Below are 22,723 nucleotides of genomic sequence, written 5' to 3'. Positions count from 1 at the left end.
GCGGAACCGGCTTTGCCGGGCCGCTGGTGTTGCCCCCGGCGAGGGGGTTGGCGAAGTGACACGAAGTGCACGAAGACTGGGGGGAGCGCCTATTTTTTCGGGGCGCTGAAGTCGACCGTGGGTGGTGTCGAGATCTGCGCTTCGTTCTGCACCGAGAAGTTGGGCTTCGGCGCGTAGCTGAAGATCTTGGCGGTGATGTTGGTGGGGAAGCTGCGCGCGAGCACGTTGTACTCCTGCACGCTCTCGATGTAGCGGTTGCGCGCCACGGTGATGCGGTTCTCGGTGCCTTCGAGCGTCACGCGCAGGTCGCGGAACGCCTGGTTGGCCTTGAGCTCGGGATAGCGCTCCGACACCACCATCAGCCGCGACAGCGCCGAGGAGAGCTCGCCCTGCGCCTGCTGGAACTTGTTGAAGGCCTCGGGGTTGTTGAGCGTCTCGGGCGTCACCTGGATCGAGGTGGCCTTGGCGCGTGCCTCGATCACCTTGGTGAGCGTGTCCTGCTCGAAGCTGGCCTCGCCCTTGACGGTGGCGACGATGTTGGGCACGAGGTCGGCGCGCCGCTGGTACTGGTTGAGCACCTCGCTCCAGGCCGACTTGCTGGCCTCGTCGAGGGATTGGAAATCGTTGTAGCCGCATCCGCTCAGGGAAACGGCCGCGGCGAGGATCAGGAACCAGCGCTTCATCATCATTTGCATTACCTCCGCGAGAAGAAGCGGAAGGTAGCATAGGTGCCTCCATGCCCCCCGATTCCATAGACCCTCTCCAGGCGCTGCAGGCCGCGAACCGTGCCGTGCGCCCTGCGGCGGCGTCGGCCACCGGAACCCTGCTGATTGCGGGGGCAACGGGCGCACTGGGGCAGGAGTTGCTGAGGCGGCTGGCGGGCAGCCATCGGTATGCCCATGCCCGCGTGCTGGCACGCGAACCGATCCGCGACGGGCTGCGCGGCGTCGAAACCTATCTGAGTCCAGACCTGCCGATTTCGCAATGGCCGCTGACCTCGGCTGACACCGCGGTCATCGCCTTCGACTCGCCGCGGCTGTACCACGATCGCGAGCGTGCGCTGTGGGTGCCGCAGCCCGCCGATCTGCCCGAACTGTCGCGCTGGCTGCGCGCGAGCGGCGTGCGGACCCTGGCCATCGTGCAGCCGCACGACCAGGGCAGGCTGCCCGAGGCGCTCAAGCGCGGCCTCGCGAGCCTGGACGAACAGGCCGTCGTCGCCAATGGCTTCGATCGCGTGATCCTCGTGCGTTCGGCGCGCAAGCCGCTGAACGCGAAGTTCGCCAATCCCGCCGAGCGGCTCGCCGCCTGGATGCTGTCGATCGTGCGCTTGATGGTGCCGAGCAGCGAGCAGCCGGTGCGCGCCTCCAAGGTGGCCGAGCTGGTCGATGTTTCGCTGCGCATCGCGCCGCCGGGCGTGCACGTGGCCGCGCCCGAGATGGTGTGGGAGGCCTCGCAGGGCCAGCAGATGCAGGCGGTGGCCGAGCGCTGGCTGGGGCTGGCGGAAAAAGACATCACTGCCACATTGCCGTGAATCGGGCAGGGCAAAATCCGGCGTTCCTCTCCCGTCATTCACTGCCATGCCCAAGACCCCACACCGCACCGCCGCGGCCATCGGCGGCACCGCCGATGACGTCGAAGCGGCTTTCTACGAAGCGCTGCAGCGCGGCGACATCGACGCGCTGATGGCCTGCTGGGCCGACGAGGACGAGGTGTTCTGCGTGCACCCCGGCGGCCCGCGGCTGGTGGGCGCCGTGGCGATCCGCGCGGCTTTCGAACAGATGTTCGGCAACGGCGCGATCCACGCCATGCCGGCGCGGGTGCGCAAGATCGAGTCGCTCGCGAGCGCGGTGCACAACGTGCTCGAGCGCATCGAGGTGCTCACCGCCGAAGGTCCGCGCCATGCGTTCGTGCTGGCCACCAACGTCTATCACAAGACCGCGCAAGGCTGGCGCATGGTGGCCCACCATGCGAGCCCGGGCAGCGCGCGGGAGCCCGACGACGCGAACGATCCGCCCCAGACCCTGCATTGATGTCTTCCGCCGATTCCTTTTCTTCTTCCACGCTTCGATCGTCGATGGACTACGTGGCGCCGCGCTGGCTGCCCGGCGGCAATCTGCAGACCATCTGGGCCGCGCTCTATGCACGCCGCTTCGACGGCACGGCGCCCGTGTACCGCCGCGAGCGCTGGAGCGCACCTGACGGGGACTTCATCGACGTCGATTTCATCGATGCGCCGTTGCCGGGTCCGCGGCCGCTGCTGGTGCTGTTCCACGGGCTGGAGGGCTCGTCGCGCAGCCACTATGCGGAGGCCTTCGCGGCATTCGCGGCCGATCACGGCATGGCATTCGCGGTGCCGCATTTCCGGGGCTGCAGCGGCGAGCTGAATCTCGCGCCGCGCGCTTATCACTCCGGTGACTACGAAGAGATCGGCTGGATCTTGAAGCGCATGCGCGACCAGCACCGTTTGCGCGGCGGCGGTCCGGTGCTGGCCGCGGGTGTCTCGCTCGGCGGCAATGCGCTGCTGCGCTGGGCCTGCGAGGCGGGCGACACGGCGCGTGAATCGGTCAGCGCGGTGGCTTCGGTCTGCGCGCCGCTCGACCTCGCTGCAGGCGGCGAGGCGATCGGCCGCGGCTTCAACAAGCTGGTCTACACGCGCATGTTCCTCGCGACCATGAAACCCAAGGCGATGGCCAAGCTCGCGCAGTTCCCGGGCCTGTTCGACCGCGACCGGCTGCTGGCCGCGCGCGACCTCTACACCTTCGACGACGTGTTCACCGCGCCGCTGCACGGCTTTCGCAACACCGACGACTACTGGGCGCGGGGTTCGTCCAAGCCGCACCTGGGCCAGATCCGCGTGCCGACGCTGGTGGTGAACGCGCTCAACGATCCGTTCATTCCGGCGCGCAGCCTGCCGGGGCCGGGCGAGGTCGGACGGCATGTGACGCTGTGGCAGCCGGCGCATGGCGGGCACGTCGGCTTTCCGCTGGGGCTGCCGCCTGGGCATGTGCGGGGGATGCCGGAGCGTGTGGGCAGCTGGCTGCAACTGCACGGCGGCGTTTTGGCTGACGCTTCCACGCCGTAACCGGCAGGAGAATGAATTCATGGACGACATCGTCAAGCAAGCGCTCGCCAAATGGCCCAACGTGCCGCACTGCTACGGTTGGCTGGGCCTCGATGCGCGCGGCAACTGGTACATGCGCGACGACCGCACGCAAGCCGAGGGGCCGTTCGTGCAGGCCAAGGGCTCGATGCTGCGGCACGACAAGCTGATCGACTTCATCCATCGCAACTACGAGCACGACGACGAAGGGCAGTGGTTCTTCCAGAACGGGCCGCAGCGTGTGTATGTCGAACTGGAGGCTGCACCGCTGGTGTGGCGCGTGGCGGAGGAGGGCGGCGGCAAATTCACCGTCACTGCCCATACCGGGCAGGCGGTCGACGTCTCGGGCTGCCTGCTCGACGAGGCCGGGCGGCTCTATCTGGTCGCGCCGATCGGGCTCGGGCTGGTGCACACGCAGGACGTGGGGATCGCGGCCGAAGCCATTGAGCAAGGCCTGTGGACGCCCGAGACGGTGCAGGCCAGTGAACTGGCGCAGCGCTTCGGCCACGTCATGAGCCCGGCGCAGCGCCATGCCGGAGCCGCTGCGGCGCTATCAAAACAGTAGTCCAGGGCGCCAATCGCCCACAAAAAAGCCGGCATCGAGCCGGCTTTTTCTTTGGAGCAAAGGCGATTACTTGGCCGGTGCTGCTGCAGCCGTCGAAGCTGCGGCTGCAGGTGCCGACGCGGCAGGCGCCGCACCCGAAGCACCTTGTGCAGGCGCCGCGGCCGCCGGGCGCTCGGGCACCGGGAACTTGGCGCCGCCAGCATTGGCCATGTAGACCACCGCACGGCCGATTTCGAGGTCTTCGAAGTCGCCGCCGCCCTGGGGAGGCATCGCGCCCTTGCCCTTGAGCGCATGTTCCAGCAGCGTTGCATAGCCCTGGCCGATGCGGGGGCCCCAGGCTGCAGCGTCGTTCAGGTGAGGAGCGCCGGGGATGCCCGGTGCGCCGTGGCAGGCCACGCATTGGGCCTTGAACACGGCCTCGCCAGCGGTGAGCGGGCGGTTGGCATCGCGGATCTCGATGGCGCCGACCTTCTTGAGGCGCTCGGCCACTTCCTTGTCGCGCGATTCCTTCGACACGCCGTAGAGCGCCATGTTGTCGCCCTCCGCGGTGCCGGCGGGCTTGGTGCCCGAGACCACGTAGGAGACAAGTCCCACGATGATCAGGATCGGTGCAATGAAGGAGAAAAATACCGCGAGCAGCAGTTGCTTCGGGTTCTTGATGGGGCCGGTATGGGCTTCTTCTGTGGCCTGGTAGTGCGGGTCTGCGCTCATGGCGTCCTCAATAACGGGGGCTCGTCGGGGGGCTTTTTCTAGATCAACCGACGATTATAGAGAGGCCCCTCGCCCCAGCGGGCGATTGGCCTCCCGATATCGGGCGCCCAGGCGCCTCAACCCTTGTCGCGCGTTGCCCAGCCGCCACCCAGCGTTTTGTACAGCGTGACCTGGTTCTGCAATTGCAGGAGCCGCGCGTTGACCGCCAGTTGCTGCGCCGTGAACAGCGAGCGCTGCGCATCGAGCAGGTCGAGCGCGCTGGCGATGCCGTTGCGATAGCGCAGATCGGAGAGCTTGAAGCGCACCGCTTCCGCCGTGGCCTGCGCGCGCTGTGCCCGCACCTCTTCGCCCAGGGTGGCGCGGCCGGCCAGCGCGTCAGCCACTTCGCGGAACGCGGTCTGGATCGACTTCTCGTACTGCGCGACCGCGATCTCGCGCCCGGCCTTGGACGATTGCAGCGTGGCCCAGTTGCGGCCCGCATCGAAGATCGGCAACGTGACCGTGGGCGCGAACGACCAGGCCTTGGAGCCGCGGTCGAACAGGCCCGAGAACTCGGTGCTCGCGGTGCCGATCCCACTGGTCAGCGACACGCGCGGGAAGAAGTTCGCGCGCGCCGCGCCGATGTTGGCGTTGGCGGCAATCAATTGCTGCTCGGCCGCGCGGATGTCGGGCCGCTCGATCAGCATGTCCGAGGGCAGGCCCGCGGGCACGTCGGGCATCGGCTTGATGCCGTCCAGGCCCTTGGCGCCGCCCGAGAGGGCGTCCGCCGGCACCGGCGCGCCCAGCAGCAGGGCGAGTGCGTTCTCGTCCTGCATGCGCGCGCGTTGCTGCTGCGCGTAGGTGGCGCGGGCACTTTCCGCGGCCGTGTTGGCGGCCTGAAAGTCGATTTCGGACGACACGCCGTTGTCGAAGCGCAGCTTGGCAAGGCGCACCGACTCCTCGCGCGTGACCATCGTCTGGCGCGTGATCTCCAGCAGCTCGTCGTCGGCCATCAGCGTGATCCAGCCGGTGGCGACCGACGCGATCAGGCTGATCTGCGCGGCCTTGCGCGTTTCTTCAGTGGCAAGGTACTGCGCCAGCGCCTGGTCCTTCAGCGCGCGGATGCGGCCGAAGAAGTCGAGCTCCCAGGCGGTGAAGCCGAAGTTCACGCTGTACTGCGACGACACGCTGCCCACGCTGCTGTCGAATGCCTGGAAGCTGTTCGGGCTCGAGCGCGAGCCGCTGCCCGTGAGGCCCAGTGCCGGGAACAGCGCCGAGCGCTCGATCTGGAACTGCGCGCGCGCCTGTTCGATGTTGAGCACCGAAACGCGCAGGTCCCGGTTGTTCGCCAGGGCGGTCTGGATCAGGCCCGCCAGGCGCGGGTCGGTGAAGAAGTCCTGCCACGGCAGGGCCGCGGCCGCCTGGCCGGCCGGTTGCGACGGGTCACCCGGGAAGGTGGTCGGCACCGGGGCGGCGGGGCGCTCGTAGGTCGGGATCAGCGAGCAGCCCGCCAGCAGCATCGCTGCGGCCAGGGCCGTGGGAATCAGTTTCTTAGTCATGCTTGGGTTCCTCCACGATGCCGGCGGCTTCCGCATGCCGCTTGTCGGCTTCCCGCTGGCGCGCACTGCCCTTGAACAGGGTGCGCACGACCACGAAGAACACCGGCACGAAAATCACTGCGAGGGCGGTACCGGTCACCATGCCGCCGAGCACACCGGTGCCGATGGCGCGCTGGCTGGCCGAACCGGCGCCCGAGGCGATCACCAGCGGCACCACGCCCAGGCCGAAGGCCAGCGAAGTCATCACGATCGGGCGGAAACGCAGGTGGGCCGCGGCCAGCGCCGATTCGACGATGCCCTTGCCCTGCGCCTGCAGGTCCTTTGCGAACTCGATGATCAGAATCGCGTTCTTCGCCGAGAGGCCGATGATCGTGATCAGCCCCACCTGGAAGTACACGTCGTTCGAATAGGCGCGCAGCATCGTTGCCAGCAGCACGCCCAGCACGCCCAGCGGCACCACCAGAATCACCGCCAGCGGGATCGACCAGCTCTCGTACAGCGCGGCCAGGCAGAGGAACACCGCCAGGATCGCGAAGCCGTACAGGATGATGGCCTGCGAACCCGCGAGCTTTTCTTCACGCGACTGGCCGGTCCATTCGAAGCCGAAGCCTTGCGGCAGCTGGCTGGCGAGCTTTTCCATCTCGGCCATCGCGGCACCCGTGCTGAAGCCGGCGGCGGCGTCCCCGCTGATGCGGATCGCGGGGTAGCCGTTGTAGCGCACCGTCTGCGTGGCGCCCGTGACCCACTTGGTGGTCGCGAAGGCCGACAGCGGCACCGGCTGGCCCTGCGTGTTGCTGGCGTTCAGCTTGAGCAGGTCGTCCGGCTGCATGCGGGCCGGCGCATCGGCCTGCACCACCACGCGCTGCAGGCGGCCGCGGTTCGGGAAGTCGTTGATGTAGCTCGAACCCAGGCCCGTCGAGAGCGTCGCATTGATCGCGTCGAAGCTCACGCCCAAGGCGTTGGCCTTGTCGCGGTCGATGTCGATCTGCAACTGCGGCGCGTCTTCCAGGCCGTCGGGGCGGACCTGCGAGAGGATCTTGCTCTGCCCGGCCATGCCCAGGAGCTGGTTGCGTGCGTTGATGAGCGCCTCGTGGCCCGCGCCCGCGCGGTCCTGCAGCCGGAAGCTGAAGCCGCTGGCGTTGCCCAGTTCGGGAATGGGCGGCGGGCTCAGCGGGTAGATGAAGGCGTCGCGGATGCCCGAGAGCGCACCGAAGGCACGGCCGGCCAGCGCGCTGGCCGAGTGGGCCGGGTCCTTGCGTTCTTCCCAGTCCTTCAGCGTCACGAAGGCGAGGCCCGCGTTCTGGCCCTGGCCCGAGAAGCTGAAGCCCATCACGCCGACCATGCTCTGCACTTCAGGCTGCTTGAGGATGAAGCCCTCGACCTGTTGCATGACCGACAGCGCACGCTCCTGTGTAGCGCCTGGGGGCAGCTGCACGTTCACGATGATGTTGCCCTGGTCTTCCTGCGGCAGGAACGAGCTCGGCAGGTGCGTGTAGGTGTAGGCCACCGCGCCGATGATCGCCACGTAGATGATCAGGTAGCGCGCCGCGCGGCGCAGGATGCGCGCGACCAGGCTTTCGTAGCCCTTGGCCGTGCGCGAGAAGCCGCGGTTGAACCAGCCGAAGAAGCCGCGCTTCTCGTGGTGGTGGCCGGCTTCCACGGGCTTGAGCAGCGTGGCGCACAGGGCCGGCGTGAGCGACAGCGCCATGAAGGCCGAGAAGGCGATCGAGGTCACCATCACCGCCGAGAACTGGCGGTAGATGTTGCCGGTCGAACCCGCGAAGAACGCGAGCGGCACGAACACCGAGATCAGCACCACCGTCACGCCGATGATGGCGCCGGAAATCTGCTTCATGGCCTTGCGCGTGGCTTCGAGCGGCGAGAGTCCCTCTTCGCTCATGATGCGCTCGACGTTCTCGACCACCACGATCGCATCGTCCACCACGATGCCGATCACCAGCACCATGCCGAACATGGTCAGCACGTTGATCGAGAAACCGAGCGCAAGCAGCGAGGCAAACGTGCCCAGCAGCGCGATCGGCACCACGATGGTCGGGATGATCGTGTAGCGCCAGTTCTGCAGGAACAGGAACATCACCACGAACACCAGCGCCACGGCTTCCAGCAGCGTCTTGACCACTTCGGTGATCGAGATCTGCACGAAGCGCGAGCTGTCGTACGGAATGTCCCACTTCACGCCCTGCGGGAAGAAGCGCGCGAGTTCGGTCATCTTGGCGCGGATCGCCTTGGCCGACTGCAGCGCGTTGCCGTTCGGCGTCGGCTGGACGCCGATACCGACCGCCGGCACGCCGTTCAGGCGCGCCGAGGTGGCGTAAGACTGGCCGCCGAGTTCGACACGCGCCACGTCCTTCAGCCGCACGGTCGAACCGTCGGTGTTGGCGCGCAGCACGATGTTCTTGAATTGCTCCACATTGGCGAGCTGGCCGTTCACGACCACGGTGGCCGCGATGGCCTGGCCGGGAATGTTGGGCAGGTCGCCGATGGTGCCGGAGGACACCTGGGCGTTCTGTGCGCGGATCGCGTTGTTGACGTCGGTGGCCGACAGGTTGAAGCCCTGCAGCTTGGCCGGGTCGATCCAGATGCGCATCGCGTTCTCGGAGCCGAACAGCTGGGCCTGGCCCACGCCGACGACGCGCTGCAGCTCGGGCACGACGTTGCGTGCCGCGTAGTCGCCGAGCGCCACCGGATCGAGGTCCGGGTTGTCCGAGGACAGCATCACGAACATCAGAAAGTTGTTGCGCGACTTGTCCACGCGCACGCCCTGCTGCGTCACGGCGGCCGGCAGGCGCGGCGTCGCGCGCGACAGCCGGTTCTGCACGTCCACCTGCGCAAGGTCGTCGTTGGTGCCGGCCTCGAAGCTGATCGTGATGGTGCCGGTGCCGTCGGCCTGGGCCACCGATTCCATGTAGATCAGGCCCGGCGAGCCGTTCATTTCACGCTCGATGACGGACAGCACGCTGTCCTCGAGCGTCTGGGCCGAGGCACCGGGGTAGGCGACGTTGATCACGATGGCCGGAGGGGCCACCGGCGGGTACTGCGAGATCGGCAGCTGGGTGATTGCCACGCCGCCCATCACCAGGATGAACAGCGCGATCACCCAGGCGAAGATCGGGCGGTCGATAAAGAATTTGGCCATGCGGGCGCGCTCCTAATTACTTCTTCTCGGCCGGGGCCGAAGCCTGGCCGTTCGCGGCGGGGGCTGCCGCGGGCGCAGCGGCAGCCGGTGCGGCTGCGGGGGCGGCGCCGGGCGCGGGTGCCGCAGGGGCCGGTGCTGCGTTCGGGTCCGGCTTCTTCCAGGGCACGGCCTTCACGGGCGTTCCGGGCGGCATCATCTGCAGCTTCTGGAAGCCGTCGACCATCACCTGTTCGCCCGCCTTCAGGCCGTCGAGCACCACCCACTGGTTGTCCTTGGCGGCGCTGATCTTCACGGTGCGCTTGCCGATCTTGCCGTCCTTGTCGACCACCGAAACGGTGTCGCCCTGCTGGGTGCGGGTGACGGCCTGCTGCGGCAGCGTGATCGCATTGCTGGCCTGCGCCTGCTCGAGCTTCACGCGCACATAGAGACCGGGCAGCAGCTCGCCCTTGGGGTTGGGCACTTCGGCGCGCAGCGTGACCTGGCCGGTGGTCGAGTCCACCGTGAGGTCGGAGAACAGCAGCTTGCCGGGCAGCGGGTAGTCGGTGCCGTCTTCCAGCACGACGCTCACGCTGGCGGCTTCTTCGCCGCCGGCGCGCTTGTACTGGCCGGCGGCCAGCGCGCGGCGCAGCTTCAGCACGTCGGAAGCCGACTGCGTGAAGTTCACGTACACCGGGTTGATCTGCTGCACGACGGCCAGCTCGGTGGCGTCGCCCTGGCCCACCAGCGCGCCTTCGGTCACGAGGGCGCGGCCGATGCGGCCGGCGATGGGCGAGGTCACGTCGGCATAGCCGAGGTTGATCTTGGCGGTCTGCACCGCGGCGCGGCCGGCGGCCACGTCGGCTTCGGCGGTCTTTTGCGAGGCGACGGCGTTCGCGTATTCCTGCTTGCTGACCGCATTGGCTTCGACCAGCGGCTTGTAGCGGTCGGCCAGGGCCTTGGCCTGCACGGCGTTGGCCTCGGCGCGGGCCAGCGTGGCCTGGGCGTTCTGCGAAGCGGCCACCAGCGGCGCCGGGTCGATGCGGAACAGGAGCTGGCCGGCCTTCACGTCGCTGCCTTCGCGGAATTCGCGCTTGAGCAGGATGCCCGAGGCGCGGGCGCGGACCTGTGCGATGCGCGAGGCCTCCAGGCGGCCCGGCAGTTCGGTCACGAGGCCGACATCGGTTGGGGTGGCAACGACCACGCCCACTTCGGGCGCCGGCGGGTGGCCTCCGCCTCCTGCGCCGCCCGGACCGGCGGGCGCATCGCCCTTGCCGCAGCCCGCGAGGACCAACAGGACAACGGCGGCCACGGTCGCGAGACGCGGCGAAAAGGACGATGGGCGCGAGACATGCAGGAGAGGCATGCGATTCCTTTGAAGCGAAGACGGGAGATGGCGTGTTCGCAATGCGAACAGGAAGACAGCATAAACAGCCGGGCCATCGGGGAAGCCCGGTAGTTTACATACATTCATGGATGTATAGTGACTCCGTAAATGGCCCCACGATACGCAAGGGGCGTTCGCTTTACAAATCAGGAGACTTGGTGGCACGTCGTACGAAGGAAGAGGCAATGGCTACGCGGAATCGGTTGCTCGATGCCGCGGAGCTGCTGTTTCAGGCGCAAGGCGTCTCGCAGACCTCGCTGCAGCAGATCGCGCAGCAGGCCGGCGCGACCCGCGGCGCCATCTATTGGCACTTCAAGGACAAGGCCGACCTCTTCAACGCCATGATGGAACGCGTCATCCTGCCCCTGGAGGCGGCGCCCAAGAGCGACGCCGCCGCCGGCAGCGACGATCCCCTGGTCGAGATCGAGGAGGGCATGGTCCACGCGCTGACCCTCATGACCACCGACCCGCAGGTGCGCCGCGTGTTCGACGTGGCCACCCACAAGGTCGAGTACACGCATGACATGGCCTCGGTGCAGCAGCGCCACCTCGATGCGCGCAACGCCTGCGTGGTCGACTTCGAAAAAGCCCTGCGGCTGGCCGCGCGCCGCGCCCACGTCAAGCTGCCGGTGCCCGGCCACGTGGCGGCGCAGGGCATGCATGCGCTGATCAGCGGCCTCATCCAGAACTGGCTGCTCGACCCGACCGCCTTCGACCTCGTGCCTACCGGGCGGCGCACCTTCCGCGTCTATCTGGCGGGGCTCGGGTTCGAGCGTCCGGCTATCGGCACTGCGGTTGCGCACGAGGCCGAAACCGCTGTTGCCTGATAGGCGATAATCTCTGGCTCCGGACCTTTTCCGGACCTATCCTCTCGCTGTATTTCAACGGATAGAATTCGGCCCTCCGAAGGCTGAGATCCAGGTTCGATTCCTGGCGGCGGGACCAAATACAAGACCGGAAGCCTCTCAAGGGCTTCCGGTTTTTTTCTTTGGCCCCGACCTTCTCGCCCGCGACCATTCACCACGCGTTGGCGTCTCCTCGCCACCGCGCACATGCAAGATTTCCACCGATGACGGAGTTGACTGATCTGGATGAGGCCAGCCTGGCGGAACACGCCGCGGAATGGCGCCGGCGCGCACTGCGCGGCGAAAAACAGGCGCGCGGCATCGCGCATGCCCTCGAAACCGAAATGCGCCGCCGCTCCGGCGACACGGTCACCCAGAACATCGACCTGGACACCCGCCCGCAGGCGCTGCGCCTCGCGCCACGGCCCTGGTGGAAATTCTGGTGAGCCGTCTTCTTCAGCGCCGCGGCGCGTGAAGGACCGCGGCGGTTGCAGGGCTGTACAGACCCTGACACCATGGCCGCATGCCTTACCAACTCCATTACTGGCCCACGATCCAGGGCCGCGGTGAATTCGTGCGGCTCGCGCTCGAAGCAGCGGGTGCCGACTACGTCGACGTGGCGCGGTTGCCTGAATCCAAAGGCGGTGGCGAATCGGCACTGGGCGAGCGGCTCGGCGATCCCAACAACGCCCGCGCCGCCTTTGCGCCGCCCTTCCTCGTCGACGGCGACATCGTGGTGGGCCAGACCGCCGCGATCCTGCTGTACCTCGGGCCGCGGCTGGGCCTCGCGGGCGTCGGCGAGTCCGACGGCCTCTGGACGCATCAACTGCAGCTCACCATCGCCGACGTGGTGGCCGAGGCGCACGACACGCACCATCCGATCTCGACCGGCGCGTACTACGAAGACCAGCGCGATGCCGCCGTTCAGCGTGCGCGGGCCTTTCGCGAAGAGCGGATTCCGAAATTCCTGAACTGGTTCGAGCAGGTGCTCCAGCGCAACCCTGCGGGCGACCTGCATCTGGTCGGCGACATGCTGACCTACGCCGATCTCTCGCTGTTTCAGCTTGTCGACGGCTTGCACTACGCATTTCCGAAGGCCACCGCGCGGGCGCTGGCCCGCACGCCGGCCGTCGAGAAACTGCACGCCAACGTCAAGCGCCGCCAACGCGTGCACGACTACCTGCAGAGCGCGCGCCGCATCGCGTTCAACGAGGATGGGATCTTCAGGCGGTATGCGGAGCTGGACGGTTAGTCGCCCGGCTCGTCATTGCCGTCATTGCGGATACGTAGCGCCGTCTCATACAGCGCATTGCGCGGCGCGCCGCTTATCTCTGCTGCCAGCCGCACTGCGGTCTTCACAGGCAGTTCAGCAAGAAGCAGCCGCAGCACGCGCTCGCCTTCCGCGCCGCCATCGCCGCTCACCGCGACCGGATGCAGCACCAGCGCGAACTCGCCTCGCACGCGGTCGCGATCAGCGGCGAACCAGTCGGGCAGGGCGCTGGCCGCCACCGTCGCAATCTCCTCGAACTGCTTGGTGAGCTCGCGGCCCACGGTGATGCGGCGCTCGCCCAGCACGGCCAGCGCGCGCGCGAGGCTTTCGATGCGGTGCGGCGCTTCCAGCAGCACCACGGCGCGCGGCTCCTGCGAGAGCGCCTGCACGGCGGTGTCGCGCTCGCCGGCCTTGCTCGGCAGGAAGCCCGCGAAGACGAAGGCGCTGCTCGCGTTGCCGTCCGCGCCATCCGCCACCAGTCCGGCGGCGCCGATCAGCGTCGTGACGCTGCTCGCGCCCGGCAGCGGCAGCACGCGCTGGCCCGCCGCGCGCACGGCCGCGACGAGCCGCGCGCCGGGGTCGCTCACGCCGGGCGTGCCGGCGTCGCTCACGTAGGCGATGCGCTCGCCCTGCGCGAGCCGCGCGACCACGGCCTGCGCGGCCTCGGCTTCGTTGTGCTGGTGCACGGCCAGCAGCCGGGCGCCGGGGCGGTCGATGCCGTAGGCACGCAAGAGGCTTTGTGTGTGGCGCGTGTCCTCGCAGGCGATCACGTCGACCAGCTGCAGCACGTGCAGCGCGCGCAGCGTGATGTCGGCCAGGTTGCCGATCGGCGTGGCGACCACATAGAGCGTGGCCTGCGGATAATGCTGCGCACCCGCGGCGTCGTGCGCGGCCGCAAGGGCGGCGCCGAAAGAAGCAGGGGCGAGTGAAGCCAAGAGGTTTCTCCGTGAGAGCGAACGACAAAAAAGAGAAGACGGCAGGGAGCCATGAAGACCACCACAACAAAGCGTCGCGGCGATGCGGCGGAAGATGCCGCGCTCGAATATCTGCAGGACGCCGGCCTCGCGCTGATCGCCCGCAATTATCGAACGCCCGGCCGCGGCGGCGGCGAGATCGACCTGATCATGCGCGATCCGCGGGGTCCCGGCGGCGGCACGCTGGTGTTCGTCGAGGTCCGCCAGCGCAGTGCCGGCACGCACGGCGGTGCGGGCGGCAGCATCACCGGGACGAAGCAGCGGCGCATCGTGTTCGCCGCGCAGCACTACCTCGGCCGGCTGCGCTCGGTGCCGCCGTGCCGCTTCGACGTGGTGCTGGTCGAGGAGAAAATCACCTGGCTTCAGGCGGCGTTCGACGCGGCCTGATGCGCCGGACGAGGGAACTGAAGCCTTGCTGAAGGCTCCACAACTCAAACGTCTTGTTTCACAGCCCCCAGTTATCATCCCGCCCCATGCTCGAGCAACGGATTCAGCAGCACTTCATCGACAGTGCCGACCTCAAATACCAGACCGGACCGGTCCTCAGCAAACCCATCTCTCAAGCGATGCAGGCCATCCTGGCCTGCGTGACCAGTGGCGGCAAGGTGCTGGCTTGCGGCGCCGGCGTGTCGGGCCTGCTGGCCACGCAGTTCGCCGCGCAGTTCGTTGGCCGTTTCGAACGCGAGCGCCCTGAACTGGGCGCCATCGCACTGCCCGGCGACGCCACAGACCCGAATGCCGACAGCGCGAACGCGATCGATGCCGACCGCTTCGCCCGCCAGGTGCGCGCGCTGGGCCAGGCCGGCGACGTGCTGCTCGCGTTGAGCGCCAGCGGCCAGTCGGCAGCGGTGCTTGCTGCCGTGCTGGCGGCGCACGAGCGCGACATGACCGTGGTCGCGCTGCTCGGCAACGCCGTCTCGGGTCCGCCCGCGGCGCCCGGTGCAGGCAGCAGCGGCACCGGCGGCGTCATCGGCCGTGCGCTGCGCGAGACCGACGTCCAGATCAGCGTGCCGCACGAGCGTGCGGCGCGCATCCATGAAGTCCACCTGCTCGCGCTGCATTGCCTGTGCGACGGCGTGGATGCCCAGTTACTCGGAGAACAGGAAGCTTCCTCATGACCATGAAGACCATGACGGCCACGTCGACCCGGCGTTTCGCCCTCGCACTCACCCTGGGTGCCGCCCTGGTCGCGGGCCTTTCGGCCTGCGTGCCCCTCGTGGTGGGTGGTGCCGCTGTGGTGGGCGTGGGCATGGTGGCAACCGATCGCCGCAGTTCGGGCGCCCAGCTCGACGACCAGGGCATCGAACTGCGCGCTGCCGCCCGCGTGCGCGACATCGCCAATGACCAGATGTACGTGAGCGTCACCAGCTTCAACCGCCAGGTGCTGCTGACCGGCGCGGTGGGCAACGAGGCCGACCGCCGCCGCGTCGAGGACGAAGTGAGCCGCGTGGTCAACGTGCGCTCGGTGGTGAACGAACTCACGCTCGGCGCGCCCAGCACTTTCCAGGACCGCTCGAACGACCTCTACATCACCGGCAAGGTGAAGGCCTCGCTGCTCGATGCGAAGGACATCTTCGCCAATTCGTTCAAGGTGATCACCGAGCGCGGCGTGGTCTACCTGATGGGCATCGCCACGCGGCGCGAGACCGATCGCGCCACTGAGATCACGCGCGGCGTGGGCGGTGTGATGAAGGTGGTGCGCGTGGTCGAGGTGGTGAGCGAGGCCGACCTCGCCGCGAGCCAGGCGGCGAACCAGTCCGCGGCACAGCGCGGCGGCACCGGCCCTGCGCCGGTGAGCAACGCGACGCCTTCGGCGCCTTCTTCTTCATCCTCTTCCTCGCGCGTGCCGCTGCCGCCGATGGAGCCGCTGCCCGCGCCGGGCTCGGCGCCCGCGCAGCCGGCGGTGACGACCTCGCCGGTTCGCTGAAACAAGAAGGCCCGCTTCCGCGGGCCTTTTTCATTTGAGGCGGATGATCAGGCTCGAGGTGTCCCAGCGCCTGCCGCCGGCCTGTTGCACGTCGGCATAGAACTGGTCGACCAGCGCCGTCACCGGCACGCGCGCGCCGTTGCGCTTGGCCTCGTCGAGCACCAGGCCCAGATCCTTGCGCATCCAGTCGACCGCAAAACCGTAGTCGAACTTGCCGTCGATCATGGTCTTGCCGCGGTTGTCCATCTGCCAGCTCTGGGCCGCGCCCTTGCCGATGACCCCGAGCACGGCTTCCATGTCGAGGCCGGCGCGCTGGCCGAAGGCGATGGCCTCAGACAGCCCCTGCACCAGGCCCGCGATGGCGATCTGGTTCACCATCTTCGCGAGCTGGCCCGCACCGCTCTTGCCCAGCAGCGTGACCGCGCGCGAAAACGCCGCGGCCACCGGCTTGATGCGTTCGAACGCGGCCGCGTCGCCGCCGCACATCACGGTCAGTGCGCCGTTCTGCGCACCGGCCTGGCCGCCGGACACCGGCGCGTCGATGAAGTGCAGGCCCAGCGCCTCGGCCGCCTTCGAGAGCTCGCGCGCCACGTCGGCCGAAGCGGTCGTGTGGTCGACGAGCACGGCGCCCTTCTTCATGCCGGCGAAGGCGCCGTCTTCACCCAGCACGACGGAGCGCAGGTCGTCGTCGTTGCCGACGCAGCAGAAGACGATGTCGGCGCCCGCCGCGGCTTCGCGCGGGGTCGCGGCATGGCGGCCCGACGGGCCGAATTCGGCGGCCCAGGCTTCTGCCTTGGAGGCCGTGCGGTTGTAGACCGTGACGCTGTGGCCGGCCTTGGCCAGGTGGCCGGCCATCGGCCCGCCCATGACGCCGAGGCCGAGAAAGGCCACCGTCTGGGAGGGGATGGATTCGTAGGTTCGGGTGTTGATGCTGCTCATGGGGCGAGAGCTTAAAGCCATTCGCCCGGGCGCCGCAGCCCGCCGCGGCGCCACCCCGCGCGCCGGTCAGACGATCGCGAAATGCTCCGTGCCGGCCGCCAGGTCGGTGCTGCGCGCACGCTGGCTGTTGAGCTTGATCTGCAGCCGCAGGTCGTTGGCCGAGTCGGCGTTGCGGATCGCGTCTTCGAAGGTGATCGAGTGGCTCTCGAACAGGTCGAACAGCGCCTGGTCGAAGGTCTGCATGCCCAGATTGCGGCTCTTGCGCATGATCTCCTTGATCTCGCCGACCTCGCCCTTGAAGATCAGGTCGGAAATCAGCGGCGTGTTCAGCAGCACCTCGACGGCGGCCACGCGGCCCTGGCCGTCTTCGGTCGGCACCAGCCGCTGCGAGACCAGCGAGCGCAGGTTCAGCGAGAGGTCCATCAGCAGTTGAGCGCGGCGCTCTTCGGGGAAGAAGTTGATGATCCGGTCCAGCGCCTGGTTGGCGCTGTTGGCGTGCAGCGTGGCCATGCAGAGGTGGCCCGTTTCGGCGAAGGCCACCGCGTGCTCCATGGTTTCGCGGTCGCGGATTTCGCCCATCAGGATCACGTCGGGCGCTTGGCGCAGCGTGTTCTTGAGCGCGGCTTCCCAGCTGTCGGTGTCGATGCCCACTTCGCGCTGCGTGATCACGCAGTTCTTGTGCGGGTGCACGAACTCGACCGGGTCTTCCACCGTGACGATGTGGCCGTAGGAGTTTTCGTTGCGCCAATCGATCATCGCGGCCAGCGTGGTCGACTTGCCCGAGCCCGTCGCGCCCACCAGGATGGTGAGGCCGCGCTTGGTCATCGACACGTCCTTCAGGATCTGCGGCATGCCCAGGCCGTCGATGGTCGGCAGCTTGGCCGGAATGGTCCGCAGCACCATGCCGACCTTGCCCTGCTGCACGAAGGCGTTGACGCGAAAGCGCCCGATGCCGGTCGGCGAGATCGCGAAGTTGCACTCCTTGGTGCGCTCGAAATCGGCCACCTGCCGGTCGTTCATGACCGAGCGCGTGAGCGCCAGCGTGTGCTGCGCGCCCAGCGCTTGCTGCGACACCTTGGTGACCTTGCCGTCGACCTTGATCGCGGGCGGAAAGTCGGCGGTGATGAACAGGTCGCTGCCGTTGCGGCTCACCATGAGCTTGAGCAGGTCGTTGATGAACTGGCTGGCTTGATCGCGTTCCATGATGTCGGTGCTCCGATGGGCTGTTGTGGATCAGCCGGGGAAATTTTCGGGAATCTTTGCCTTTCCGCGCGCCTCGGCGGCGGAAATCGTGTTGCGGCGAACCAGTTCCATCAGGTTCTGGTCCAGCGTCTGCATGCCGGAGCCCTGGCCGGTCTGGATGGTGGAGTACATCTGCGCGACCTTGGCCTCGCGGATCAGGTTCCGGATGGCCGGCGTGCCCAGCATGATCTCGTGCGCCGCCACGCGGCTCTGGCCGTCCTTGGTCTTGCACAGCGTCTGCGAAATCACCGCCTGCAGCGACTCCGAGAGCATCGCGCGGATCATTTCTTTCTCTTCGCCCGGGAACACGTCGATGATCCGGTCGATGGTCTTGGCGGCCGACGAGGTGTGCAGCGTGCCGAACACCAGGTGGCCCGTTTCGGCCGCGGTCATCGCGAGGCGAATGGTTTCGAGGTCGCGCAGTTCGCCCACCAGAATGGCGTCCGGGTCTTCGCGGAGGGCCGAGCGCAGCGCGTTCGAGAACGACAGCGTCATCGGACCCACTTCGCGCTGGTTGATGAGGCACTTCTTGGATTCGTGCACGAATTCGATCGGGTCTTCCACCGTGAGGATGTGGCCGTACTCGTTTTCGTTGAGGTAGTTCACCATCGCCGCCAGCGTGGTCGACTTGCCCGAGCCCGTGGGGCCCGTCACCAGCACCAGCCCGCGCGGCTTGAGCGCCAGTTCGCCGAAAATCTTCGGCGCGTTCAGCTGTTCGAGCGTGAGGATCTTCGAAGGAATGGTCCGGAACACCGCGGCCGCGCCGCGCGCCTGGTTGAAGGCGTTCACGCGAAAGCGCGCGAGGCCGTCGATCTCGAACGAGAAGTCGACCTCCAGGAACTCTTCGTAGTGCTTGCGGTGCGTGTCGCTCATGATGTCGTACACCATCGCGTGCACGCCCTTGTGATCGAGCGCATCGACATTGATGCGGCGCACGTCGCCATTGACGCGGATCATGGGCGGCAGCCCGGCCGACAAGTGCAGGTCGGAGGCTTTGTTCTTGACGCTGAATGCCAGCAGTTGGGTGATGTCCACGGGGATCCTCGGCTCGAGTTCGGTGACGTTTTGATACGATTTTGGACGATTATGACGATGATTGGCGACGACCTCCAGCAAGTAAAGAACCGGATCGAGGCGGCATGTGTAACGGCCGGCCGCGACCCGGCCGGGGTCCGGCTGCTGGCGGTGTCCAAGACCTTCGGGGCCGACGCGGTGCGCGATGCGCATGCGGCGGGCCAAACGGCCTTCGGCGAGAACTACGTGCAGGAAGGGCTGGACAAGATCGAGGCGCTCGCCGATCTGCGCGCCTCCCTCGAATGGCACTGCATCGGCCCTCTGCAAAGCAACAAGACGCGGCCGGTGGCCGAGCAGTTCGACTGGGTCCACAGCATCGACCGGCTCAAGATCGCCGAGCGTCTGTCGGCGCAGCGGCCGGCCCATTTGGCGCCGCTCAATGTATGCCTTCAGGTTAACGTGGACGGCGGCGCGAACAAGTCCGGCGTGCCACCGGAAGAGGCCGTCGCGCTCGCCCGCGCTGTGGCGGCGTTGCCACATCTGCGGCTGCGCGGGCTCATGGCGATCCCCGAACCGGCGCCCGATTTCGCGGCGCAGCGCGATCTGTGCCTGCGCGCGCATGCGGTTTTCGAATCGATCAAAGGGGCGGGCATCGCGCTCGACACGCTGTCGCTCGGCATGAGCGCCGACCTCGAAGCGGCGATCAGCGCTGGCAGCACGATGGTGCGGGTCGGCACCGCGATCTTCGGGGGCCGGGCCCGCAAGCCCGCCTGAACGGCCAGCTTCAGATCCCCAGAGGCAGCCGTGCGCTGCTCTTCACCTCTTCCATCACCGCATAGGTCCGCGTCTCGCGCACGCCGGGCAGTTGCCACAGCACCGTGCCCGCGAACTCGCGGTACGCGGCCATGTCGGCCATGCGGGTCTTGAGCAGGTAGTCGAAGCCGCCGGCGACCATGTGGCATTCCATGATCTCGTCGCGCACCTGCACGGCGGCCTTGAACTGGTCGAAGACATTGGGCGTGGTGCGGTCGAGCAGCACCTCGACGAACACCGTGAAGCCGCGGCCCAGCTTCTCGGGATCGAGGCGCGCCTCGTAGCCGAGGATGAAGCCATCTCGCGTCAGGCGCTGCACGCGCGCCAGCACCGCGGTGGGCGAAAGCGCCACCGCCTCGGCCAGCTTGAGGTTGGTGATGCGCCCGTCCTCCTGAAGGATCTTCAAGAGGCGCAGGTCGATGCGGTCGAGGTCGAGCATCGGAGAATTATCCGGTCCGTGCATCGATTCATTGCAGAAGATGCGGCCTATGGTGGCTGGCCATAGGAGATAGAACCAAGGAAATGCCCTGTTCCTACCCTGCGTCGATCCTTCCCGCGGTACCTACCCGGCGCCTTGCCGCTCAGCGAACGGTGGCACGCGACTGCGCGGCCGCCTGCTGGCTCGAGAGCTGATCGACCAACGCACCGTAGGCGGGGCTCGCACGCAGCTTGGTGTATTCGGCCATGGCCTGGCGGTAAGCAGGCCGCGTCGTGTCGGCGCCGGCTTCGCCGTTCTGCAGCGCGGCGAGGCCCGATTGGATCCACAGCCGCGTGTCGGCCGCCACGGCGGCGCGGCTGTTCGCGGAAACGACGGCGGCCTGCGACGCATAGCCGGCGGTGTAGCCCTGCGTGGGCGCGCTCTTCAACCACTGTTGCGCATCGGCCGTCACCGCGGCACGCGTCGTGGACGAGACGAGCGGCACCGGTCGCGGATCGCCTTCGGCGTAGTTGCCTGCAAGGCTCGGTGCCGAGGCGATGGCCAGCAGTGCGGCGACGGTGGCGGTGCCCAGGATGCGGGTGGTGGAAGCTGGCTTCATTCGTGACTCCTTGATGTGGGTGGTTGGTGAAGCCAACTCTATGAAGGGCATCTGCGCGATCGATAACCGGTCGATGACAGTTTGGTTATCTGCCGATGCCCGCTGCGATCTGCCCCCGGAACAACGCCGCCTAACGTCTCTTGCATAACCGCCAGCGCGGCGCGCATAAGCCATGGCGCGACGGGCGCGAGAGGTCTATCGTTGCGGCCACCTCAGTTCCAACCCAAGGGATCTCTCATGAGTGAAAAACTCTCCTTCGTCTCCCCCACCGCCAACAGCCCGTGGGGAACGTACCTCTCCCAGGTCGACCGTGTCGTGCCGTACCTCGGCCCGCTGGCCCGCTGGGTCGAAACGCTGAAGCGTCCCAAGCGCGCACTGATCGTGGACGTGCCCATCGAAATGGACGACGGCACCATCGCCCACTTTGAGGGCTACCGCGTGCAGCACAACATGAGCCGCGGCCCGGGCAAGGGCGGCGTGCGCTTCCACCCCGATGTCACGCTCGAAGAAGTGATGGCCCTCTCGGCCTGGATGACCATCAAGACCGCCGCGGTGAACCTGCCCTACGGCGGCGCCAAGGGCGGCATCCGCGTCGATCCGAAGAAGCTCTCGCTGCAGGAGCTCGAAAAGATCACCCGCCGCTACACCAGCGAGATCGGCATCATCATCGGCCCGCACACAGACATTCCCGCGCCCGACGTCAACACCAACGGCCAGATCATGGCGTGGATGATGGACACCTATTCGATGAACGTCGGCGGCACCGCCACCGGCGTCGTCACCGGCAAGCCGCTGCACCTGGGCGGTTCGCTCGGCCGCGTGAAGGCCACCGGCCGCGGCGTGTTCGTCACCGGCCGCGAAGCCGCCCGGCGCCTGGGCATGGACCTGCGCGGCGCGCGCATCGCGGTGCAGGGCTTCGGCAACGTGGGCTCGGTCGCGGCCGAACTCTTTGCCGAAGCGGGCGCCAAGATCGTGGCGGTGCAGGACCACACCGGCACCATCGTCAACACCAACGGCCTGGACCTCGCGACGCTCATTCCCATCGCCAACAAGGAAGGCGTCATCGCCTTCAAGGGCGGCGACGTGGTGCCCAACGAAGCCTTCTGGGACACGGCCTGCGACATCCTGATCCCGGCCGCCCTCGAAGGCCAGATCACCGCCGAACGCGCGCAGAAAACGACCGCCAAGCTGGTGCTCGAAGGCGCCAACGGCCCCACGGTTCCCACGGCCGACGACATCCTCGCCGAGCGCGGCGTGCTGGTGGTGCCCGACGTCATCTGCAACGCCGGCGGCGTGACGGTGAGCTACTTCGAATGGGTGCAGGACTTCTCGTCCTTCTTCTGGGACGAGGACGAGATCAACGTGCGCCTGGACCGCATCATGATGAACGCGCTCAACCAGATCTGGGACACGGCCGACAAGCACAAGATCACGCTGCGCACGGCGACCTATGCGGTGGCTTGCGAGCGGATTCTCACGGCGCGCCAGGAACGCGGCCTGTACCCATGATTTTTTGACAGGAAGGGACGGTACGCTCGGGACATGACCACCATGCCCGTGCAAAACCTCCCCTCCATTCCCGCGGACGGCCTCGCCCGTCTGCGGGCGCTCATGGCCAGCGGGCAGCGCAAGCTGCTGGGGCTGGTCGGTGCGCCGGGCGCGGGCAAGTCCACGCTCGCGGCGGCGCTGCTCCAGGCGGCCGGCGCCGACCGCGCGCAGGTCGTGCCGATGGACGGTTTCCACCTCGCCAACGTCGAGCTCCAGCGCCTGGGCCGCGCCGACCGCAAGGGCGCCCCCGACACCTTCGACAGCGCCGGCTACGTGGCCCTGCTGCAGCGGTTGCGCAACCAGCAGCCTGACGGCGACATCGTCTACGCCCCCGAATTCCGCCGCGAGATCGAGGAGCCGATCGCCGGCGCCATCGCGGTGCTGCCATCGACGCAACTCGTCATCACCGAAGGCAACTACCTGCTGCACAACGCCGGCCCCTGGGCCGGTGCGGCGGCGATGCTCGACGAGGTCTGGTACGTGGACATCGACGACGCGGTGCGCGAGCAGCGCCTCGTCGCGCGCCACCAGCAGTTCGGCCGCAGCGCGGAGGCTGCGCGCGACTGGGTGGCCAGCACCGATGCGCCCAATGCGCGGCTGATCGCCGCCACCAAGGCGCGGGCGCATCACGTGCTGATGTGGTCCTGAAAATAATCCGCCGCCAGGGAACGCCGGCACGC

General features: G+C 67.7%; 24 protein-coding genes and 1 tRNA gene. 14 read left to right on the top strand and 11 right to left on the bottom strand.

What is annotated here, in order from left to right; genetic code table 11:
• Window positions 1–89: 89 nt before the first annotated feature.
• The gene (locus VARPA_RS27420) at window positions 90–689 is read right to left on the bottom strand and encodes a LemA family protein (RefSeq protein ID WP_013543848.1); all 600 of its coding nucleotides are present in this window, start codon (window positions 687–689) and stop codon (window positions 90–92) included.
• Window positions 690–736: 47 nt separating this feature from the next.
• Here VARPA_RS27420 and VARPA_RS27415 point away from each other — a divergent pair, with 47 nt between their 5' ends.
• From VARPA_RS27415 to VARPA_RS27400, 4 genes are read left to right on the top strand one after another with little or no spacing between them, the layout of a single operon-like run.
• A complete protein-coding gene (locus tag VARPA_RS27415; protein WP_013543847.1) occupies window positions 737–1,531 on the top strand; it encodes a hypothetical protein in 795 nt (264 codons plus the stop codon).
• Between the two features lie 46 nt (window positions 1,532–1,577).
• Window positions 1,578–2,030: a YybH family protein gene (locus VARPA_RS27410; RefSeq protein WP_013543846.1), complete on the top strand. Its 453-nt coding sequence runs from the start codon at window positions 1,578–1,580 to the stop codon at window positions 2,028–2,030.
• A 44-nt stretch (window positions 2,031–2,074) separates the two neighbouring features.
• The gene (locus VARPA_RS27405; protein ID WP_013543845.1) at window positions 2,075–3,082 is read left to right on the top strand and encodes a YheT family hydrolase; all 1,008 of its coding nucleotides are present in this window, start codon (window positions 2,075–2,077) and stop codon (window positions 3,080–3,082) included.
• A gap of 19 nt (window positions 3,083–3,101) precedes the next feature.
• Window positions 3,102–3,665, top strand: coding sequence for a DUF2946 family protein (locus tag VARPA_RS27400; protein ID WP_013543844.1), 564 nt, complete (start codon window positions 3,102–3,104; stop codon window positions 3,663–3,665).
• A 66-nt stretch (window positions 3,666–3,731) separates the two neighbouring features.
• Here VARPA_RS27400 and VARPA_RS27395 read toward each other — a convergent pair whose 3' ends face one another.
• The 4 genes from VARPA_RS27395 to VARPA_RS27380 form a co-directional block, all read right to left on the bottom strand.
• Complete coding sequence (locus VARPA_RS27395) at window positions 3,732–4,376, bottom strand: c-type cytochrome (protein ID WP_013543843.1); 645 nt, start codon at window positions 4,374–4,376, stop codon at window positions 3,732–3,734.
• Window positions 4,377–4,492: 116 nt separating this feature from the next.
• Window positions 4,493–5,914 (bottom strand): efflux transporter outer membrane subunit, encoded by a 1,422-nt coding sequence (locus VARPA_RS27390; RefSeq protein WP_013543842.1) that lies wholly within the window; start codon window positions 5,912–5,914, stop codon window positions 4,493–4,495.
• Window positions 5,907–9,071 carry an efflux RND transporter permease subunit gene (locus tag VARPA_RS27385; RefSeq protein ID WP_013543841.1) on the bottom strand — a complete coding sequence of 1,055 codons (3,165 nt, stop codon included), beginning with the start codon at window positions 9,069–9,071 and terminating at the stop codon, window positions 5,907–5,909. The genes VARPA_RS27390 and VARPA_RS27385 overlap by 8 nt, the downstream gene beginning before the upstream one ends.
• A gap of 16 nt (window positions 9,072–9,087) precedes the next feature.
• The gene (locus tag VARPA_RS27380) at window positions 9,088–10,413 is read right to left on the bottom strand and encodes an efflux RND transporter periplasmic adaptor subunit (protein ID WP_013543840.1); all 1,326 of its coding nucleotides are present in this window, start codon (window positions 10,411–10,413) and stop codon (window positions 9,088–9,090) included.
• Window positions 10,414–10,619: 206 nt separating this feature from the next.
• Here VARPA_RS27380 and VARPA_RS27375 point away from each other — a divergent pair, with 206 nt between their 5' ends.
• From VARPA_RS27375 to VARPA_RS27360, 4 genes are all read left to right on the top strand, one after another.
• Entirely contained in the window at window positions 10,620–11,261 is a 642-nt protein-coding gene (locus VARPA_RS27375) for a TetR family transcriptional regulator (RefSeq protein WP_234974874.1), read from the top strand.
• Window positions 11,262–11,304: 43 nt separating this feature from the next.
• Window positions 11,305–11,379, top strand: a tRNA-Arg gene (locus tag VARPA_RS27370).
• 124 nt (window positions 11,380–11,503) lie between these two features.
• Window positions 11,504–11,725, top strand: a complete 222-nt coding sequence (locus VARPA_RS27365; protein WP_041944048.1) for a hypothetical protein — start codon at window positions 11,504–11,506, stop codon at window positions 11,723–11,725.
• 77 nt (window positions 11,726–11,802) lie between these two features.
• The gene (locus VARPA_RS27360; protein ID WP_013543837.1) at window positions 11,803–12,531 is read left to right on the top strand and encodes a glutathione S-transferase; all 729 of its coding nucleotides are present in this window, start codon (window positions 11,803–11,805) and stop codon (window positions 12,529–12,531) included.
• Here the strand turns inward: VARPA_RS27360 and rsmI are convergent.
• Window positions 12,528–13,484: a 16S rRNA (cytidine(1402)-2'-O)-methyltransferase gene (gene rsmI, locus VARPA_RS27355; RefSeq protein ID WP_013543836.1), complete on the bottom strand. Its 957-nt coding sequence runs from the start codon at window positions 13,482–13,484 to the stop codon at window positions 12,528–12,530. The genes VARPA_RS27360 and rsmI overlap by 4 nt on opposite strands.
• Before the next feature lie 51 nt (window positions 13,485–13,535).
• On the opposite strand from rsmI, the gene VARPA_RS27350 reads away from it, so the two are divergent.
• The 3 genes from VARPA_RS27350 to VARPA_RS27340 all read left to right on the top strand — a co-directional run bounded on the left by VARPA_RS27350 (window position 13,536) and on the right by VARPA_RS27340 (window position 15,450).
• The gene (locus VARPA_RS27350) at window positions 13,536–13,910 is read left to right on the top strand and encodes a YraN family protein (RefSeq protein ID WP_013543835.1); all 375 of its coding nucleotides are present in this window, start codon (window positions 13,536–13,538) and stop codon (window positions 13,908–13,910) included.
• A gap of 86 nt (window positions 13,911–13,996) precedes the next feature.
• Window positions 13,997–14,641: an SIS domain-containing protein gene (locus VARPA_RS27345; RefSeq protein WP_013543834.1), complete on the top strand. Its 645-nt coding sequence runs from the start codon at window positions 13,997–13,999 to the stop codon at window positions 14,639–14,641.
• Window positions 14,638–15,450, top strand: a complete 813-nt coding sequence (locus tag VARPA_RS27340) for a BON domain-containing protein (RefSeq protein ID WP_013543833.1) — start codon at window positions 14,638–14,640, stop codon at window positions 15,448–15,450. Before VARPA_RS27345 ends, VARPA_RS27340 begins: the two co-directional genes overlap by 4 nt.
• Before the next feature lie 30 nt (window positions 15,451–15,480).
• Here VARPA_RS27340 and VARPA_RS27335 read toward each other — a convergent pair whose 3' ends face one another.
• From VARPA_RS27335 to VARPA_RS27325, 3 genes are all read right to left on the bottom strand, one after another.
• Window positions 15,481–16,389, bottom strand: a complete 909-nt coding sequence (locus tag VARPA_RS27335) for an NAD(P)-dependent oxidoreductase (protein WP_013543832.1) — start codon at window positions 16,387–16,389, stop codon at window positions 15,481–15,483.
• A 66-nt stretch (window positions 16,390–16,455) separates the two neighbouring features.
• Entirely contained in the window at window positions 16,456–17,592 is a 1,137-nt protein-coding gene (locus VARPA_RS27330) for a PilT/PilU family type 4a pilus ATPase (protein WP_013543831.1), read from the bottom strand.
• Between the two features lie 30 nt (window positions 17,593–17,622).
• Entirely contained in the window at window positions 17,623–18,666 is a 1,044-nt protein-coding gene (locus VARPA_RS27325; protein WP_013543830.1) for a type IV pilus twitching motility protein PilT, read from the bottom strand.
• Between the two features lie 51 nt (window positions 18,667–18,717).
• Here VARPA_RS27325 and VARPA_RS27320 point away from each other — a divergent pair, with 51 nt between their 5' ends.
• The gene (locus VARPA_RS27320) at window positions 18,718–19,419 is read left to right on the top strand and encodes a YggS family pyridoxal phosphate-dependent enzyme (protein WP_013543829.1); all 702 of its coding nucleotides are present in this window, start codon (window positions 18,718–18,720) and stop codon (window positions 19,417–19,419) included.
• 10 nt (window positions 19,420–19,429) lie between these two features.
• Here VARPA_RS27320 and VARPA_RS27315 read toward each other — a convergent pair whose 3' ends face one another.
• Window positions 19,430–19,897, bottom strand: a complete 468-nt coding sequence (locus VARPA_RS27315; protein ID WP_013543828.1) for an Lrp/AsnC ligand binding domain-containing protein — start codon at window positions 19,895–19,897, stop codon at window positions 19,430–19,432.
• Window positions 19,898–20,039: 142 nt separating this feature from the next.
• Complete coding sequence (locus VARPA_RS27310) at window positions 20,040–20,495, bottom strand: hypothetical protein (protein WP_013543827.1); 456 nt, start codon at window positions 20,493–20,495, stop codon at window positions 20,040–20,042.
• Between the two features lie 237 nt (window positions 20,496–20,732).
• On the opposite strand from VARPA_RS27310, the gene VARPA_RS27305 reads away from it, so the two are divergent.
• Together VARPA_RS27305 and VARPA_RS27300 are read left to right on the top strand one after the other, a co-directional pair.
• Complete coding sequence (locus VARPA_RS27305) at window positions 20,733–22,004, top strand: Glu/Leu/Phe/Val family dehydrogenase (protein WP_013543826.1); 1,272 nt, start codon at window positions 20,733–20,735, stop codon at window positions 22,002–22,004.
• Between the two features lie 33 nt (window positions 22,005–22,037).
• Window positions 22,038–22,691 (top strand): nucleoside/nucleotide kinase family protein, encoded by a 654-nt coding sequence (locus VARPA_RS27300; RefSeq protein ID WP_041943071.1) that lies wholly within the window; start codon window positions 22,038–22,040, stop codon window positions 22,689–22,691.
• The last annotated feature ends 32 nt before the right edge of the window (window positions 22,692–22,723 follow it).

The organism is Variovorax paradoxus EPS, assembly GCF_000184745.1.
Lineage (GTDB): Bacteria > Pseudomonadota > Gammaproteobacteria > Burkholderiales > Burkholderiaceae_C > Variovorax > Variovorax paradoxus_C.
Note: the sequence above shows the minus strand (reverse complement) of the source record. Positions and strands in the feature narration are given on the sequence as shown.